Origin of the sequence: Enterobacter cloacae complex sp. 277I4 (assembly GCF_050031465.1) — a bacterium.
GTDB classification, from domain to species: Bacteria; Pseudomonadota; Gammaproteobacteria; order Enterobacterales; family Enterobacteriaceae; genus Enterobacter; species Enterobacter cloacae.
In genome coordinates, this window is record NZ_JBLGWC010000001.1 from 4,102,923 (window position 1) to 4,119,646 (window position 16,724).

At 51.8% G+C, this 16,724-nt stretch carries 17 protein-coding genes and 2 pseudogenes; 6 read left to right on the forward strand and 13 right to left on the reverse strand.

Going from position 1 to position 16,724, the window contains the following annotated elements; translation table 11 throughout:
* The first annotated feature begins 70 nt into the window (after nucleotides 1-70).
* Entirely contained in the window at nucleotides 71-1,246 is a 1,176-nt protein-coding gene (locus tag ACQG19_RS19925) for an oligogalacturonate lyase family protein (protein WP_013098577.1), read from the forward strand.
* Between the two features lie 107 nt (nucleotides 1,247-1,353).
* Here ACQG19_RS19925 and ACQG19_RS19930 read toward each other — a convergent pair whose 3' ends face one another.
* The 3 genes from ACQG19_RS19930 to ACQG19_RS19940 all read right to left on the reverse strand — a co-directional run bounded on the left by ACQG19_RS19930 (nucleotide 1,354) and on the right by ACQG19_RS19940 (nucleotide 4,419).
* Nucleotides 1,354-2,037: a porin gene (locus ACQG19_RS19930; RefSeq protein ID WP_020687115.1), complete on the reverse strand. Its 684-nt coding sequence runs from the start codon at nucleotides 2,035-2,037 to the stop codon at nucleotides 1,354-1,356.
* 243 nt (nucleotides 2,038-2,280) lie between these two features.
* Nucleotides 2,281-3,459, reverse strand: coding sequence for an acetyl-CoA C-acetyltransferase (locus ACQG19_RS19935; RefSeq protein ID WP_023620438.1), 1,179 nt, complete (start codon nucleotides 3,457-3,459; stop codon nucleotides 2,281-2,283).
* A 93-nt stretch (nucleotides 3,460-3,552) separates the two neighbouring features.
* Nucleotides 3,553-4,419: a LysR family transcriptional regulator gene (locus ACQG19_RS19940; protein ID WP_246932425.1), complete on the reverse strand. Its 867-nt coding sequence runs from the start codon at nucleotides 4,417-4,419 to the stop codon at nucleotides 3,553-3,555.
* A 105-nt stretch (nucleotides 4,420-4,524) separates the two neighbouring features.
* On the opposite strand from ACQG19_RS19940, the gene ACQG19_RS19945 reads away from it, so the two are divergent.
* Both ACQG19_RS19945 and ACQG19_RS19950 read left to right on the forward strand, forming a co-directional pair.
* Complete coding sequence (locus ACQG19_RS19945) at nucleotides 4,525-4,986, forward strand: multidrug/biocide efflux PACE transporter (RefSeq protein WP_020687112.1); 462 nt, start codon at nucleotides 4,525-4,527, stop codon at nucleotides 4,984-4,986.
* 120 nt (nucleotides 4,987-5,106) lie between these two features.
* Nucleotides 5,107-6,336 carry an amino acid permease gene (locus ACQG19_RS19950; protein WP_023620440.1) on the forward strand — a complete coding sequence of 410 codons (1,230 nt, stop codon included), beginning with the start codon at nucleotides 5,107-5,109 and terminating at the stop codon, nucleotides 6,334-6,336.
* Nucleotides 6,337-6,375: 39 nt separating this feature from the next.
* On the opposite strand, the gene ACQG19_RS19955 is transcribed toward ACQG19_RS19950, so the two are convergent.
* The gene (locus ACQG19_RS19955) at nucleotides 6,376-6,828 is read right to left on the reverse strand and encodes an Lrp/AsnC family transcriptional regulator (protein WP_013098583.1); all 453 of its coding nucleotides are present in this window, start codon (nucleotides 6,826-6,828) and stop codon (nucleotides 6,376-6,378) included.
* 114 nt (nucleotides 6,829-6,942) lie between these two features.
* Here ACQG19_RS19955 and ACQG19_RS19960 point away from each other — a divergent pair, with 114 nt between their 5' ends.
* Nucleotides 6,943-7,554 (forward strand): LysE family translocator, encoded by a 612-nt coding sequence (locus ACQG19_RS19960; RefSeq protein WP_020687110.1) that lies wholly within the window; start codon nucleotides 6,943-6,945, stop codon nucleotides 7,552-7,554.
* Nucleotides 7,555-7,581: 27 nt separating this feature from the next.
* On the opposite strand, the gene ACQG19_RS19965 is transcribed toward ACQG19_RS19960, so the two are convergent.
* Nucleotides 7,582-7,854: a GNAT family N-acetyltransferase gene (locus ACQG19_RS19965; protein ID WP_013098585.1), complete on the reverse strand. Its 273-nt coding sequence runs from the start codon at nucleotides 7,852-7,854 to the stop codon at nucleotides 7,582-7,584.
* 10 nt (nucleotides 7,855-7,864) lie between these two features.
* Nucleotides 7,865-8,095, reverse strand: coding sequence for a 4Fe-4S mono-cluster protein YjdI (gene yjdI, locus ACQG19_RS19970; RefSeq protein ID WP_013098586.1), 231 nt, complete (start codon nucleotides 8,093-8,095; stop codon nucleotides 7,865-7,867).
* A gap of 245 nt (nucleotides 8,096-8,340) precedes the next feature.
* Between yjdI and ACQG19_RS19975 the strand changes: the two genes are divergently transcribed.
* The gene (locus ACQG19_RS19975) at nucleotides 8,341-8,739 is read left to right on the forward strand and encodes a hypothetical protein (protein ID WP_013098587.1); all 399 of its coding nucleotides are present in this window, start codon (nucleotides 8,341-8,343) and stop codon (nucleotides 8,737-8,739) included.
* Nucleotides 8,740-8,797: 58 nt separating this feature from the next.
* Here the strand turns inward: ACQG19_RS19975 and ACQG19_RS19980 are convergent, their stop codons facing one another.
* Nucleotides 8,798-9,412, reverse strand: coding sequence for an outer membrane beta-barrel protein (locus tag ACQG19_RS19980; protein WP_013098588.1), 615 nt, complete (start codon nucleotides 9,410-9,412; stop codon nucleotides 8,798-8,800).
* A 93-nt stretch (nucleotides 9,413-9,505) separates the two neighbouring features.
* Entirely contained in the window at nucleotides 9,506-10,135 is a 630-nt protein-coding gene (locus tag ACQG19_RS19985) for a helix-turn-helix domain-containing protein (protein ID WP_058650435.1), read from the reverse strand.
* A 404-nt stretch (nucleotides 10,136-10,539) separates the two neighbouring features.
* Here ACQG19_RS19985 and ACQG19_RS19990 point away from each other — a divergent pair, with 404 nt between their 5' ends.
* On the forward strand, nucleotides 10,540-11,481 hold the full coding sequence (locus ACQG19_RS19990; RefSeq protein WP_246932427.1) for a LecA/PA-IL family lectin: 942 nt from the start codon (nucleotides 10,540-10,542) through the stop codon (nucleotides 11,479-11,481).
* Between the two features lie 390 nt (nucleotides 11,482-11,871).
* On the opposite strand, the gene ACQG19_RS19995 is transcribed toward ACQG19_RS19990, so the two are convergent.
* From ACQG19_RS19995 to ACQG19_RS20015, 5 genes and pseudogenes are all read right to left on the reverse strand, one after another.
* Nucleotides 11,872-13,019 (reverse strand): IS3 family transposase gene (locus ACQG19_RS19995; RefSeq protein WP_085949497.1). Its coding sequence is split into 2 segments (ribosomal slippage): nucleotides 11,872-12,782 and nucleotides 12,782-13,019, totalling 1,149 coding nucleotides; the frame shifts between segments, so codons are not numbered across the junction.
* 60 nt (nucleotides 13,020-13,079) lie between these two features.
* Nucleotides 13,080-13,850 (reverse strand): annotated as a pseudogene (locus ACQG19_RS20000) (site-specific integrase); the annotation flags it as partial.
* Between the two features lie 67 nt (nucleotides 13,851-13,917).
* Nucleotides 13,918-14,700, reverse strand: a complete 783-nt coding sequence (gene istB / locus ACQG19_RS20005; RefSeq protein WP_001531258.1) for an IS21-like element ISSen3 family helper ATPase IstB — start codon at nucleotides 14,698-14,700, stop codon at nucleotides 13,918-13,920.
* Nucleotides 14,697-15,719 (reverse strand): IS21-like element ISSen3 family transposase, encoded by a 1,023-nt coding sequence (istA, locus tag ACQG19_RS20010; protein WP_000627495.1) that lies wholly within the window; start codon nucleotides 15,717-15,719, stop codon nucleotides 14,697-14,699. Before istA ends, istB begins: the two co-directional genes overlap by 4 nt.
* Nucleotides 15,720-15,785: 66 nt before the next feature.
* Nucleotides 15,786-16,583 (reverse strand): annotated as a pseudogene (locus tag ACQG19_RS20015) (integrase); the annotation flags it as partial.
* Nucleotides 16,584-16,724 lie beyond the last annotated feature (141 nt).

Consider the following 16,724-nt stretch of genomic DNA (forward strand, 5'->3'; position numbering starts at 1 on the left):
AATAAAACTGTGTTTTGATAATTTAACACCTGCTTTTTAATTTTATTTTTATTGCCGAAAGGAGCGCATTATGGCTAAAGGTATGCGGGTCAAGCTGAACTACGAGATCGGCCGGGATCCGGATACAGGCGTCGAAGTCACGCGTCTGACCCCGCCTGAAGTAACCTGTCATCGCAACTACTTTTACCAGAAGTGCTTCTTTAATGACGGCAGTCATCTGCTGTTCGCCGGAGCGTTCGATGGTCACTGGAACTATTACCTGCTGGATCTGCAGAACGCCGAAGCCGTACAGCTGACGGAGGGCGCAGGCGATAACACCTTTGGCGGATTTCTCTCCCCGGACGATCGCGCCTTCTACTATGTGAAGAACGATCGCACGCTTCTGGAGGTCTCTCTTGAGACACGGGCAGAGCGTGAAGTGTACCGCGTCCCGGATGACTGGGTCGGTTACGGCACCTGGGTGGCGAACAGCGACTGCACCAGCCTTGTGGGCATTGAAATTGCGAAACGCGACTGGACACCGCTGAACGACTGGCAAATTTTCCACGACTTCTTCCATAAAGGGCCACACTGCCGGCTGCTGCGCGTGGATCTGAAAACCGGCGAGAGCTCAATCATTCATGAAGAGAAGAAGTGGCTGGGGCATCCTATTTATCGTCCGTTTGATGACCATACGGTGGCGTTTTGTCACGAGGGACCACACGATCTGGTCGATGCCCGGATGTGGCTGGTCAACGAAGATGGCACCGACATACGTAAAGTCAAAACGCATGCACAAGGTGAAAGCTGTACCCACGAATTCTGGGTCCCGGATGGCTCCGCGCTGGTATACGTCTCGTATCTGAAAGGCCAGCAGGGTCGTTCCATCTGCCGCTTCGATCCACAAACCGGCGTAAATGAGACGATAATGCAGATGCCATCCTGTTCACATTTGATGAGTAATTTCGACGGCACGTTACTGGTAGGCGACGGTTCCGGCACACCGGTGGATGTGAAAGACACCCACGGTTACACCATCGATAACGATCCCTATCTCTACGCCTTTGACGTGGCCAAAAAGCGCTACTATCGCATCGCCCGTCATGACACCTCCTGGGCGACGGTAGAAAATAGCCGCCAGGTCACCCATCCGCATCCCTCCTTTACACCGGACGAGAAAGCGGTGCTATTCAGTTCCGATAAAGACGGTAAACCTGCCCTCTATATTGCGAAACTCCCCGCGCAACCGGATATGTTGTCTGCATGATTTAAAAATGTGTTTCTGTAACTGGCCTTGCCCTCCTTACGGAGGGCTTTTTTTGCTCTGAACGTTTTGCCCGGTGACGCTGCGCTCACCGGGCCTGGAGGGAAATATCAGAAGGAATACGCCACGCCTAAACGGAAGCGGGTCTGACGTTCATCGCTCTCTTTCACACCCACGTTACCCACCTCAACATATGGCGCCCAGTTTTTATCCCATTTATACGCCAGCTTCGCGTTATATTCGGTGGAATAATCTTTATTATTATTACGGACCATCCCTTCCGTACTTTTTGCATAAACATAATTCAGTTCGGTACGCCAGTCTCCCATGACCCAGCCGACCCAGGCATCACCACGGTTAACTTTGTCATCGTCTTTATTAGAGCTCGACGGATAACGGGTATATTCATAACGGTAGCGCGCGGCCACGTAAAAGCCATTATCGAAACTGTATTGCAGGTGCAGGTTCGGTTTATAAATGGTACGGCTGTCGTTACTCTCAAGCGTGAACGCGGGAGTCAGCGCAATATTCTCTGTCGCTTTCCAGCGCCAGCTAATTTGATCTTCATGACCGTTACCCACCACATCCGCAAACGGCTGGTCGGCCTTATCACCACCCGATTTCCATTTCGCTTCTACAGAAAAACCGACGCCATTCGCAAAGCGATGCGAGACTGAAACACGGTCTGCATTTGCGCCGTTGTCGATGTATTCATGACGCAGATCGACGGTCACCGCCTGCGCGGCGAAAGAAGTACCAATAAGAGAAGCTACAACCAGAGATTTGTTAAACATGACAAAAACCCTCAATTAAAATAATGTTTCATTTTTATGAAATGGCAGTTTATTTTTTAATAAATGCTATTTTAGTGAGCAGGATCGTAATTATTTGTTTCATTTTTTTCGGTACAAATCGGCGTGATACACGTCAACAAACAAGTGGGATTTAGGCGAAATTAATGGAGGGAGATCACGTCAGGCAGGAATAACGCGCATAAAAAAACCTCCCGATGGGAGGTTTTTTTATGAAGGAAGGGATTAACGTTCGATAGCCAGCGCTACTCCTTGCCCACCGCCGATACAGAGCGTGGCAATGCCTTTACGGGCGTTACGCTTTTTCATCTCGTGAACCAGCGATACCAGAATGCGGCAGCCGGAAGCACCGATGGGATGACCGAGCGCAATCGCACCGCCGTTGACATTGACCCGCAGCGGATCCCACTCCAGCATTTTGCCCACTGAGATCGCCTGCGCGGCAAAGGCCTCGTTGACTTCAATCAGATCCACATCGGAAAGCTGCCAGCCCGCACGATCCAGGCAGCGGCGGGTCGCATACACCGGCGCGATCCCCATTAACGCCGGATCAACCCCCACGCTGGCAAACGCCTTAATCCGGGCCAGCACGGGGAGATCCAGTTCCTGCGCTTTGCTTTCGCTCATCATCATCACCGCCGCCGCACCGTCGTTAATCGAAGAGGCATTTCCCGCCGTGACCGACCCTTGCGTTTCAAAAGCAGGATTGAGCATGGCCAGCCCTTCTGCGCTGGCATCGGTTCGCGGCTGCTCATCGGTGTCGACGACAATCGTCTGACCGTTCTGGCGCTGGGTGCACACCGGGACAATTTCATCGCGAAAACGCCCGGAATCAATCGCGGCACGCGCTTTCTGCTGCGAGCTCAACGCGTAAGCATCCTGCAGCTCACGGCTTATACCGTACTCACGCGCCAGGTTTTCCGCCGTCACGCCCATATGATAATCATTAAACGCGTCCCACAGCCCGTCATGCACCAGGCTGTCAAGCAGCTGGCTGTTACCCAGCTGCGCGCCGGTGCGGCTGTCGGTGAGGACATGCGGCGCGCGGCTCATGTTCTCCTGCCCACCGGCAATGACCACATCCGCTTCGCCACACTGGATGGCCTGCGTGGCAAGATGCAGCGCCTTTAACCCTGAGCCACAGACGTCGTTGATGGTGATTGCCGAGACGGTGTTGGGCAGGCCGCCTTTTAGCGCCGCCTGACGGGCAGGGTTTTGCCCGGCGCCGGCCGTCAGGACCTGTCCGAGGATCACCTCATCGACTTCATGTGCCGGGATCCCGCTGCGCTCCACCAGCGCTTTCACCACCACGCTACCCAGTTCAACAGCCGAGTGACGCGCCAGCGCTCCCTGAAAACAGCCGATAGCTGTACGCAACGCACCCACTATAACGACATCTTTCATCACCACCTCTGCGTTAAAGGACATGACGATAGTAGAGGATTGTTACTGGCATTTATCTTAATTGTTTAAAAATAGTGAGTTTAATCACAAGGATCAGCGTGCGTCCTGCAGATACTGCCGCAGCCAGCTTCCGGCGACGCCGGGAGGGGATCGTTTATTCCACAGCAGATCGATACCGATCGCGCGAGGCCAGCCAGGGACATTCAACTGCACCAGCGATTTCGCGGCGGCAAATTCTTCCACCAGCGCACACGGCAACACGCACCAGCCAAATCCCTGCACCGCCATACTCAGCAGTAACAGGTAATTCGGTGCCGACCAGACCGGCCCCCGGGCGAGCGTTGCCTCGCGCTCAAGATAGGTGCTGAGCCGCAGTTCCCGCCAGCCGTGCAGCTCATCGGCCTGCACTTCATGTTGCCCGGCCAGAGAATGCGTGGTCGCGACATAAATCGCCATCCGGGTTTGCATCGGCAACCGGGTGACGCCGATATCGGTCGGGTAAGCGTCACGCGCCTCCGTCAGGCCAACCTGCGCCCTCTCCTTTTGCAGCAGATCGATGACGTCCTCTTCCTCGCCAATCAGGCACTCAAATTCCGTATGGGGAAAACGCTGGTCAAACTGGTTCATCAGATCTTCCAGCACGTCCGGGTTAAGCGTATCAGAGAGGACAAACGTCAGGCGCGCCTCCGTTTGCGCGGTCAACGATACCGCCAGTTCGTCCAGCCGCGTGCTGGCGGCGAGGATCGCCTGGACATAGCCCAGCACCTGCTCTCCCTGAGCGGTTAACACCGGCTGGCGCGCCGAACGGTCGAACAGATCAAAGCCGAGGTCAGCTTCAAGATTGGCAATCGAGGTACTGATTGTTGACTGGCTTTTACGCAGCCGCCGTGCGGCAGCAGAAAAAGAGCCCGCCGCCACGGTTTCAACAAACGCGGTAAGGGCTTCAGGTGAGTAGCGCATAACCTATCTACTTTATCGATGGATACCATCTTTAATATATCACCTTTAGCGATAAAAATAGGCACCATCAACGCCCATACCGGCGAATTAACGAGGTCGAAAGCTATGCAACATCAGGATGCACTCCAACGTAAACTGCCGGAGCGGATCTTCCACGCGGTCTGCTTTGAGGGGATTGCCACGGCGATCCTCGCCCCAACGGCAGCGTGGCTGATGCAGCGTTCCGTGGTGGAGATGGGTGGGTTGACCATTATCCTCGCCACCACGGCCATGCTCTGGAACATTATCTATAACTTCGGTTTCGACCGTTTCTGGCCTGTCCAGCGCGTAAAACGCACGGCAAAAGTCCGCGCGCTGCATGCCCTGGGGTTCGAATGTGGGTTTATCGTGATTGGCGTGTCGATTGTCGCTGCGGTTCTTGGCGTCACGCTGCTGCAGGCATTCACGCTGGAAATAGGTTTCTTCCTGTTCTTCCTGCCCTACACCATGTTCTACAACTGGGCGTATGACACGTTACGTGAGAAATTCCTGAAGCGTCGTCAGCAGCGACGCGCCCTGGCGGGCTAACTCCCCTCTGGCCGGACGACTGGTCCGGCCAAACTCCGTCGAAGCAACTGCGCTCTCAACGCATAACTATGGTAAATTGCACTCCATTCTGAATGGTTTGCTAGTTGATACGTTGCTCTAATGTCGAAAATTTGGTCAAAAGATGAGACTCTGTGGAGTTTCGCTCTCTATGGCACGGCCGTGGGCGCAGGAACGCTGTTCTTGCCCATCCAGCTGGGCTCCGCAGGCGCTATTGTCCTGTTCATTACCGCCCTTGTGGCCTACCCATTAACCTACTGGCCGCATAAAGCGCTGGCGCAATTTATCCTGTCGTCAAAAACGAAAGGCAATGAAGGGATCACTGGCGCGGTCTCCCACTACTACGGCAGGAAAATCGGGAATCTGATCACCACGCTCTATTTCATCGCCTTCTTCGTGGTGGTGCAGATTTACGCCGTGGCCATCACCAATTCATTAACGGAGCAGCTGGCAAAAAGGATGACAGTGGATACCGCCACTCGCGTGCTGGTCAGTTTTGGCGTGGTACTGGTATTGAATCTTATCTTCCTGATGGGGCGTCATATCACGATCAAAGTGATGGGCTTCCTGGTATTTCCGCTGATCGCCTATTTCCTGTTTGTCTCCCTGTACCTGACCGGCAGCTGGCAACCCTCACTGCTCACCAGCCAGATGGCGTTTGATCGCCACACTTTGCATCAGGTGTGGATCTCAATCCCGGTGATGGTGTTCGCGTTTAGCCATACGCCGATTATCTCCACCTTTGCCGTCGATCGCCGCGAGAAGTTCGGTGACGCAGCCATGGACAAATGCAAGAAAATCATGAAGGTGGCGTATCTGATCATCTGCCTGAGCGTGCTGTTCTTTGTGTTCAGCTGCCTGCTCTCGATTCCGCCGTCCTATATTGTGACCGCAAAAGAGCAAGGGGTGACGATCCTGTCAGCGCTGTCGATGATGCCCTCTTCTCCGGCCTGGCTCGGCATTTCCGGCATTATTGTGGCGATTATTGCCATGTCGAAATCGTTCCTGGGCACCTATTTTGGGGTGATTGAAGGGGCGACGGAAATCGTGAAGTCGTCGCTGAATCAGGTCGGCGTTAAGAAGAGCCGCGCCTTTAACCGTGCGATTTCTATTCTGGGCGTGTCGCTGATCACCTTTGCGGTCTGCTGCATTAACCCGAACGCCATTTCGATGATTTACGCCATCAGCGGTCCGCTTATCGCCATGATCCTGTTTATCATGCCGACGCTGTCGACGTACCTGATCCCCGCCCTGAAGCCGTATCGCTCCATTGGCAGCCTGCTCACGCTGATTGTTGGCGTGCTGTGCGTGTCGGTGATGTTTGTCGGCTAACCCTCGCGTGCCCGGCCTTCTGCCGGGCGCGTCTGATTTTTACAGTGGAAACGGTCTGTCCTGCACGACCGTTTTCATCACCAGCGTAGAGCGAAGATGCTGTACGCCTGGCATGGCAGAAAGTTTCTCATCATACAGTTTCTGAAAAGCCGACAGATCGCGGGTGACAACATGCATCAGGTAGTCGGGATCGCCAAATAATCGCTGGGCCAGCACGATTTGCGGGATCTCTTCCACCGCCTCTTCGAACGCGCTGACCGCTTTCTTATCACCCTCTTTCAGGGTGGCAAACACAATCGCCAGGAAATTAAACCCCATTTTGGCGGGATCGAGATTGGCGCGATACCCCGTAATGGCTCCGCTCTGCTCCAGCGCACGTACGCGTCGGTGACACGGAGAGAGACTCAGGTTCACCCGCTCCGCCAGCTCCGTAAGAGATAAACGGCCATCAGCCTGCAGCTCAGCAAGAATTTTTCGATCAATGCTATCCATATGGAAGATTTTCTCAATTTTAGCGTTTTATGAGCATAACATTGAAAACTCATTTCGTACCGATACCGATATTCTTTCTCTCCGGGTAATTCAGGTACAGGAGTTTCACAGACGATGGAAATGAGTATTGTGGCCGGTTTTTGGGTGGTGTCCTTCCTGCTCATCATGACACCGGGTGCAGACTGGGCCTATGCGATCAGCGCCGGGATCAACGGGCGGCGCGTAGTGCCGGCGGTGATGGGGCTGATGTCCGGGCATCTGCTCGCCACGCTGGTCGTAGTGGCGGGCGTGGGTGTGTTGATTGCTCAACATCCACTGGCATTATCAGGGCTGACAATTGCGGGGGCGGTTTATCTGCTGTGGCTCGGCATCACGCTGTTACGCCATCCTGCTGCGCCGGAAAGCACCGTGCAGCATGCAGGAAACTGGAAACAGTGGGCGGTGAAGGGATTATGTATCAGCGGGCTCAACCCAAAAGTCTTCTTACTGTTTCTGGCGTTGCTTCCGCAGTTTACCGATCCAAAGGGAAGCTGGTCGATTGCCACGCAGATGTCAGCCTTGGGTGTGATGCATCTTATCACCTGCACACTGGTCTATTTGCTGGTGGGGTATGGTTCGAAAGCGGTGCTGGCGACCCGTCCGCAGGCGGCACGTGCGGTGAGCATGGCCTCAGGGGGGATTATGGTGGCGATCGCGCTGGGATTGCTGCTGGAGCAGGTGAGATAAAAAAACACCGGCCATCGCCGGTGTGTTTTACGCCCGAATATCGTCATATTCCCGCGTGTTATCAAACTCATGCTTTGCAAACGGGCACAGCGGGATAATTTTGCGATTCTCACCGCGCATTTTCTCCACCACCTTCGCCACCAGCTGCTTACCAACCCCTTGCCCCTTCAGGCTCGGATCGACATCAGTGTGCTCAATAATACTCAGATGCTCACCTGTGGGCACGAAGACAATCTCTGCAACCTGATTGCCGTTCGCATCGTTTACATAAAACTTGTTATGGCCTTCCAGAATATCCATGGTTCCTCGCTTATTTTTGGCGATACTGCAGCGCACCGCTCGGGCAGGTATCAATCACGCGTACAACGGTTTCCACGTCCACTTCATCAGGAATGATCCACGGTTTACGTTTCAGATTAAACAGCTTTGCGCTGCCGCGAACGCAGTTACCGGAGTGTTTGCAGATCCCGGTATTGAAGTAGACGTCAATTTTCTCCCCGGTATAGGCCCGGTAACCCGCATCCAGTAGTTCTTTATCCATGACATTGCCTCTGTAATTATTATCGTGCTGAATGAAGCATAGCCTTACGGGATCCTGATGGCTATAACGTATAGCGTTTTCTTGCCGGATTGTTTCCCCTGCGTGCATGACTGACGCAGACGGGGTGGCTGCGTCAGCCTGGCTGATTATTCCCGCCGGGATATTTAAAATTAAACAAGTTTAATCTGAAGATGTATCGGTTGTTTACGATAATGTCCGCTCTGCTTATTTAACACGAGTCCCCCATGAAGAAACGGTCATTATTACTGACTCTGCTCAGCCTCAGTTTATTAACCGCCTGCAGCGCTTCTGCGCCTGATAAGGTTGAACAAATCCATCATCTGCAGATCCCATTAGTTTTACCCGGAGAAAAACCGCCAGAAATTCCGGCATCGCATATCGCTGCGCTGTATCAGGAAAATAAAGTTCAGATCGACCGTTTAACAGCGCAGTTGAAATCAGATTATTTACAACAGACTACCGCGAAAGATATTTTTACCGAAGATAGCCCTGTTCAGCCGGTCTTCGCCTCGCTGACTAAACTTGAGCAGCTGGAAATGGTTAATCAGCAGTACCTGAAAGATAAAAACGTCACGGGACTGCAAAAGATTAACATTGTCCTTCAACCTTTAGTCACCGGTTAAATGCCAAAAGCCCAACTGCTGAACAGTCGGGCTTTTGTAACGGAAAGGATGGCAAAGATTAATCGTGCTGTCCAAATCGCCATGTCAGACCTGCAGTCACAGAGCTTACGTCGCTGCTGACGCCAATCTGGTTGGCATTACCCACGTTGCTTACCCATTGATATTCCAGACGGCCCGCTAAATTTTTGTTAAACGCATACTCCGTCCCGACTGCGGCAAGCGGGCGAACGCCTGTTTCAAAACGATTGTGACCACTTACATCAGATTCAGCACGATAGGCCATCGCCCCGGCACGACCATAGATATCCCAGCTGTCGGTCACGGCATAGCTGGCTTTTAAGGACATCTGTAGCCCCTGGCTTTTCATTTGTGCCCCCGCGCTATGTTTGCCTTTAATCTGCATATTGCCTAAATAATCGTACCCGCCTTCCAGTGCCAGCCACGGAGTCATCTGATAACCCGCGTATACCCCACCACCGACATTATCATGATCGATATTATACTGGTTCGAGCCATTATTATTATCGCTCGCTTTCGAGCCGGTGTTGGCGTCAAAATAGTGTGACCAGCCGAATTTAGCACCGCTATACCAGGTGCCTGTATCTGCCGCTGCAAATGCAGACGTTGCGGTAAAAGCGTTAGCCAGAATTAATGCAACAAGTGTCTTTTTCATAGAAATCCCGTTTACTCTGTTGAATATTTCAGTGAGCAAACGATATCGACAAACACGACGATCGCGAAATCATTTTCTGTTTATTTTTAAATTTTAAAATGACTCTGGCAAATGCCCTACCTCCAGTAAATATCCGCCACGTTTGAACGCGATATATTTACCTTGCTTAAGTGCAGATAATACATTGAGAATACTGCTGCGGGAAAGAAGCGTACGATCCTGAATATATTCCAGAATAGTTATTCGCATCCGCACCTCATCGGGCAGTAATATCATCTCCTGCAGATAGCTGCGAATCACGGAATAGGTGCGCTGCTGCACAACCTGGGCATCACGATAAATGAGATAGGCCGTATGGTACGACAGCAAGGCTGCCACATCCTCCCAGACGCCCTGTTCACGAAATCGCGCGGCGGCTTCATCTGCATCAGCACGCAAAATCAGAGACTCCCGTTCTGCGCGTAGTATATGTCCTTGCGTCGGCTGGATCATCTCGGCAATGCCGAACAGATGAGGCTCAAAAACGCTAACTAACAGCAACCCGTCAGATGCCCGCAGCAAAGAAAGCTCTCCTTCCTGAAAAAGATACATTTGCTGGCGGCCTTTATGTTTCCAGGTAATCCGCTTACGCGGCGCGAGCTTCACTTTTTCCGCAATGGGTTCAAGTACCGCCGTCAGGCGTTCAATGGAGTGTTCAGGGCGAACAGGAGGCAATATATGCATGACACCACCTTTGGGTATTCGATAATGGCCAGTATAGACCACAGCGGCCATCACTCAGACTGGTATGAGGGAATGAAGGTATATCAGAGGGTATGGCATACGTAAAAAGATAATTTGTTTATTTTTGAACTTTACCCGCATGACACGTGATAAGTATGCCCGATTTCCTGAAGTGCTTACATGAATATCAACGTAAACAATGGGGAGAATAAACGATTTAAAAACCCTGCACTCACCCTCTTATTACTTAAGATTATTCCTAATTCAGCGATAATTATTTTATTATTTTTAATTGATTACAAAATCGCAACCCTTAATAAAGCTTTTAGCGTTTTGAATTGTATATACCACCTGACTATTCTCATTCCTGCCGATAATAACCGGGTAATGATGATGAGAAGTTCGTGCTTCTCAGAATGTTATTTATTCAAATTATCAGGCGGTTAGCAGAACTGAGTGACTTAAATCACGCATTTAGTAAGGACTATCTTTCAATGGCGAAATTCTTCGCCACGCTGTCACAGGAGTCAGACATGAGCGAAAATTTAATCTGGTCAGGAAAAGTTGACGCAAAAAATGCCGAAGGGACAAATACAGGAATTGCCCTCAAAGCGGGAGAGATAATTACCATTCTGGCCAGTGGTTGGGCCAGGAATGGAAGTGAAAATTTTGCGCTTACCGCACCACAGGGGCGTATTCCCCGAGAGGGTGAAACGCTAACATTACGCAATCCTTCGCTTCAGGCACGCCTTGGTAACGAAAATTATCCGGTTGGTAATCATAAATACCGCTGGTCGGTTCCAGCTGAAGGGACGTTGACGCTGTTTTTTGCCGATGGCAAAGACCAGTACAAAGACAACGCCGGTGAATTCAGCGTTGAAGTGTATCGCGAGGCGGATATTTCCGCCGCGGCGGCAGCTCCGTTTGAAGATTTAACCAACTTTGAGCGCGATAACTGGAATAACTGGCAGGCCGGACCTGCCGGGCACGATCTTTACCTGGTTGACACCAGCACCCGCGCCGTCGAGTTTATTACCAGACCTAATAAAAACCATGCCGGCGAGATCCTCAAAAAGACACTGACAGGTCTGACTGCCGGGCATGAATATACCTGGACGGTGAAAATTGCGCGCATCATAGGAAAATATGAAGCGCCAAAGGTTTCGCTGCGTGCAGATGGCAAAGACATTTCCGCCCCCCTGGAACTGAAGCAGGCAAATGAATGGGTAACCCTGAGTGGAAAATTCAAAGCCACGGGCAGTCAGGCTGAACTCGCGGTAGTCAGCCATGTGTCAGCCAGTATGGGAAATGATTTCCGTATCAAGGAACTGAAAATAAAGGGTTAACGTCAAAAAGTCGGGCTGCTATTCAGCGGGAATGCTGGATGGCAGTGCGATGTTCAAAATTGCTTACAGTAAGTAAATCAGCCAGAAAGCTTTAAACAGAGTCGCTTAGGATTTAGTCTTTAAGAAAGGTCTGGAGCGGGCGAAGGGAGCCTACGACAAATCGAAGACAACCAGCTAACCTATTGTTTCTTAAAGACAGGTGAATCCAGTTGGTTGTAGTGATAGTCACACATTTAGAGATAGAAGGTCAAGACTTGAAGCACGTAATATTCCCTCTAAAGGAATAGAACTCACGGTCTGACTACCCGGCCCTTTTGGTCTGGCTCAGGTCAGGCTATGGGGGCTTTTGGCTCGCTCTTTATATTAGATGAGTGAATCGCCACGGATAATCTAGACACTTCCGAGCCGTTGATAATACTGGTTTTCATATTCTGTCGGTGACATCTGTTCGCTAGAACCATGCCGACGCTTACTGTTATAAAACATTTCGATGTAATCAAAAATATCACTGCGGGCTTCTTCCCGCGTTCCGTAGATCTTTTTCTTTATCCGTTCACGTTTCAACAACTGGAAAAAACTTTCTGCAACCGCATTATCATGGCAGTTACCGCGACGGCTCATGCTACCCTCCAGGCCGTGTGATTTCAGGAACGACTGCCACTCATGGCTTGTGTACTGACTGCCCTGATCCGAATGAACCAGCACCTGTTTTTCGGGATTACGCCGCCATACAGCCATCAGCAGTGCGTTCAGGACAATGTCCTTTGTCATCCGGGATTGCATGGACCAGCCGATAATTTTGCGTGAGAACAGATCAACAACAACGGCAAGATACAGCCAGCCTTCGTGGGTCCTGATGTAGGTTATGTCCGTTACCCAACGCTCATCAGGAGCATCCGGATTGAACTGTCGCTGGAGCCTGTTGGGTGACACGATACTGGCCTCGCCTTTACGTGCCCGCGGGCTTCGGTATCCGACCTGAGCCTTTATTCCGACACGTTTCATCAGTCTCCAGACTCTGTTTACTCCGCACTGTTGCCCGCTGTCACGCAGATCCAGATGGATTTTGCGATAACCATAGACGCATCCCGATTCCAGCCAGAACTGTTTAATCTGTCCTGTCAGTCTCAGGTCTGCCTGATGGCGTTGTGAATGCGGCTGCTGAAGCCAGGCGTAAAAACCACTGGGATGAACATCCAGCACCCGACAGAGCAGGCGAACAGGCCAGCAACAGGAGTTGTCACGGATAAAGGCGTACCTCAGTCGGACAGCTTTGCGAAGTACGCCGCGGCTTTTTTTAATATGTCCCGTTCGTCGGTAACCCGTTTCAGCTCTTTCTGGAGACGGCGGATCTCGGCCTGAGCATCTGACTGTTCTTTATTAGTGGAAGAATCCGGACCGTACTTCTTTATCCAGGCATAAAGGCTGTGGGTGGTGATATCGAGACGTGTTGCAACGCTGGCAACAGAATAACCGCGATCAACAACCTGTTTGACTGCTTCAGTTTTAAACTCTTCAGGATAACGCTTACCGCTCATGGGCACCTCTCTTTAAGTCATCTTAAATGACTCTGAGGTGTCTGTTAAACGCGTGGCGATTCATTTCGCGTAACGGTCGTAAGTTATAGACCCTGAGCTATGACCCATAATCGCCTGAGCATACGCTAACTCGACCCCATGTTGTTTTAACTGGGTCGCAACTGTATGTCTAAACGAGTGAAAAGCTAAGCCGCTACGGTCAGCGAGGACTTTGGGCAGCAACGTTCGGTTAAACCACTTGCTAACCTGCTCACCGTAGCCGTTCTTCATTAGCTTGAGGCCATTGAACACCATAGCATTATCACCCTCAGTCTTTCTACGGTCTTCCACGAGTGACATAAAGTCAGCCAATACAAAACCATAAGCACCATCTACCAACGGGACACAGCGGTCACTGTGGGCGTTCTTGATACTCTTACCCGGCAGGCTGCTATCGTCTTCGTTGATATGGATAAAAACGGTCCCAGCCTCAGTGGTCCTGACATCTTTAACCTGAAGTTGGGCCACCTCGTTAAGTCTCGCACCTGTAATCGCAGCCAGAGCGGTGACGTAATAATGGTATGGCTTACCTGAGGTCTTCTGCGAGTACGCTTTAGCTGCGACCAGTAGTTGCCCTACCTGCTCAGGACTGAACGCATCACGAGCGTCGGAGGCTTTACGCTGAGGGACTTTCAGCTCAAGACCTTCGGTCAGGTTCTTAGCTATCAAGTCGTTGCGTACCGCCCACTTAAACACAGCAGCCATCTTGATAAGATATTTATTGTTAATGGTAACGACGTCCAGACAGTCAGTCTTAGACTCCCGGTTCAGCAAGTCAGACAGCGGCATAGTGTCAACAACGGGTAAAAAGTGATCCACTTACCGCCACCACCAACGGTTTAATATTGATCCACCTTGTTTACTCAGGATTAGCTTCAGCGATAACCCCGGCCTTTCGTTTCTGCTTCAGTCGATAGCTTTCCCCTTTTATTTGCACGACATGTGAGTGATGTAAGATCCGGTCCAGCATCGCCGATGTCAGCGCTGCATCACCGGCGAACGTCTGATCCCACTGCCCGAACGGCAGGTTGGAGGTCAGGATCATCGCGCTCTTCTCGTAACGTTTGGCGATGACCTGGAAGAACAGCTTGGCTTCCTCCTGACTGAACGGCAGATAACCTATTTCATCGATGATAAGCAGCTTCGGGGCCATGACACCACGATTGAGAGTCGTTTTGTAACGGCCCTGACGCTGTGAAGTGGACAGCTGTAGCAGCAGGTCCGCTGCTGTTGTGAAGCGAACCTTGATGCCCGCCCGTACTGCTTCGTAGCCCATGGCTATCGCCAGATGCGTTTTTCCCACGCCCGATGGCCCCAGCAACACGATGTTTTCGTTACGCTCTATGAAGCTCAGGGATCGCAGCGACTGGATTTGCTTCTGAGGAGCGCCGGTGGCGAAGGTGAAGTCGTACTCCTCGAACGTCTTTACCGCCGGGAAGGCTGCCATCCGCGTGTACATCGCCTGTTTACGCTGATGCCGGGCCAGTTTCTCCTCATGTAACAGGTGCTCCAGGAAGTCCATGTAGCTCCATTCCTGATCCACCGCCTGTTGCGACAGCGCCGGCGCTGCGCCGATAAGACTGTCCAGCTGGAGCTGTTCGGCAAGCACCATCAGCCGTTGATGTTGCAGTTCGACCATCATGCGGCTCCTCTGCAGAACGTGTCATAGATGGAGAGCGGATGATGCAACGGCTGCCTGTCGAAGGTCATCAGGCTTTCATCAACCTGCACATCATACTGTTTTTTCTCCGGTGGCAGTGCCAGCATGGATTGCTGTTCCTCCACCCAGCGATCGCAGGGGCGGGTCTGGATAGTTTCATGCTTACGTTGATTGGCCACATCGTACAGCCAGCGCAGGCCGTAACGGTTTGCGGTTTCAACATCGACGGTGATCCCCATCGGACGCAGGCGTGTCATTAACGGGATATAGAAGCTGTTGCGGGCGTACTGCACCATCCTCTCCACCTTGCCTTTAGTCTGCGCCCTGAAGGGACGGCACAGGCGGGGAGAGAAGCCCATCTCTTTGCCGAACTGCCACAGGGAAGGATGGAACCGGTGCTGCCCGGTCTGGTAAGCATCACGCTGCAGCACCACCGTTTTCATATTGTCGTACAGGACTTCCTGCGGTACACCGCCGAAGAAGCTGAACGCATTGCGGTGACAGGCTTCCAGCGTGTCGTAGCGCATGTTGTCGGTGAACTCGATGTAAAGCATTCTGCTGTATCCCAGAACAGCGACGAACACATGCAGGGGTGACTTGCCGTTTCGCATGGTCCCCCAGTCAACCTGCATCTGCCGTCCGGGCTCGGTTTCGAAGCGAACGACCGGTTCTGCCTGTGCTGGCAGGGTCTGTTTACGGATGAACTCTCTCAGGATAGTAAGCCCTCCACGATAGCCCAGCTCCATGATTTCCCTGGCAATAACGGTCGCCGGGATTTTGTAGGGATGCGCATCGCTGATCCGCTTAGAGATGTAATCACGGTATTCATCGAGCAGTGATGATGGTGCCGGGCGTGGTGAATACTGCGGCTTTTCAGATTTGGCTTTCAGGTGGCTGCGGACAGTATTGCGCGAAATACCCAGCTCCCTGGCAATGGCCCGGATACTCATTCCCCGCTTGTGCAGGACTTTAATTTCCATACGAATCTCAAAAGTGATCATAAGCTCCCCTGTATTCAGAGGAGCAGATTAACCCCTGGATCAATTTTCAACCGCTGGGGTGGATCAGTTTTGCACCGTTGGTAACAGCATAGACTTAAAGCGTTGCTTGCGGTTCTTCGGTAGCTGCTGGAGGACTTCACGAACTCTGAGCATATCTGCACGGGTCGCCTTGCCGACATCCTGAATATCCAGATAGTCGAATATCTCGATTAGCGTAGAGTGTGACGCTCGGTTTTCGCTTAGGGTCGCTGGCTTCCAGTTCTGGGCGTTCTCCTGCTCGTACTGCTCAATGAGAGACGCGAGGGTCAGTGCTTTAGGTTCAGGGACTTCAGGTTCCGCCAATACAGATAGGGAGACGGACGGTCTTAGACTGCCAGTCTCAGGCTCAAGGTAAGACAATAGGCCAGAGCTATCGCCATTGAGTCTATCCTGACAGGCCTTAAGCACACCGATAACGTCATTAATATAGCGATGCTGGTCTACAGTCAGACGCTCGGTCGCTACAGCTTCCCGAAGGTTGGACTTAATGTCATCGTACTGGTCAACGTAAAGCTGGTAGGACTCCGGGTCGTTCAGGTCATCACGGCTGACACTAAGTTCCCACTCGACAATGGTCTTCAGGTGCTCCCGTAGCTCCTCATAAGAGGCGTTAGGGTTGTCTGCATGGATTGCTTTAAGTGCTGACTTGATGTGCCGTGAGTGAGCCATAGCGGTACGTCTATCCTTGGTCCGTAAAGATACTGACGCTAGTTTATAACGGTTGTGAGAAGGAAGCGAAGCGGTCAGGCGACTAGTGGTCTTCATCCTAAGACGGATGTAAAAGACACCATTACGCTGATAAAGGTAGGTTCTTGACTTGAGCATGTACTGAGACCTTAGGTCTGCTCACTACTTCAACAAAGTTAGTCACAGTGTTGGTTACAGTGAGTAAAACTATCGGAAGGCGTTAAGCCGTATCCCTTAGGATTCAGTAAGTTAGTAGACTTTAAGAAGTGTCATGGAGCG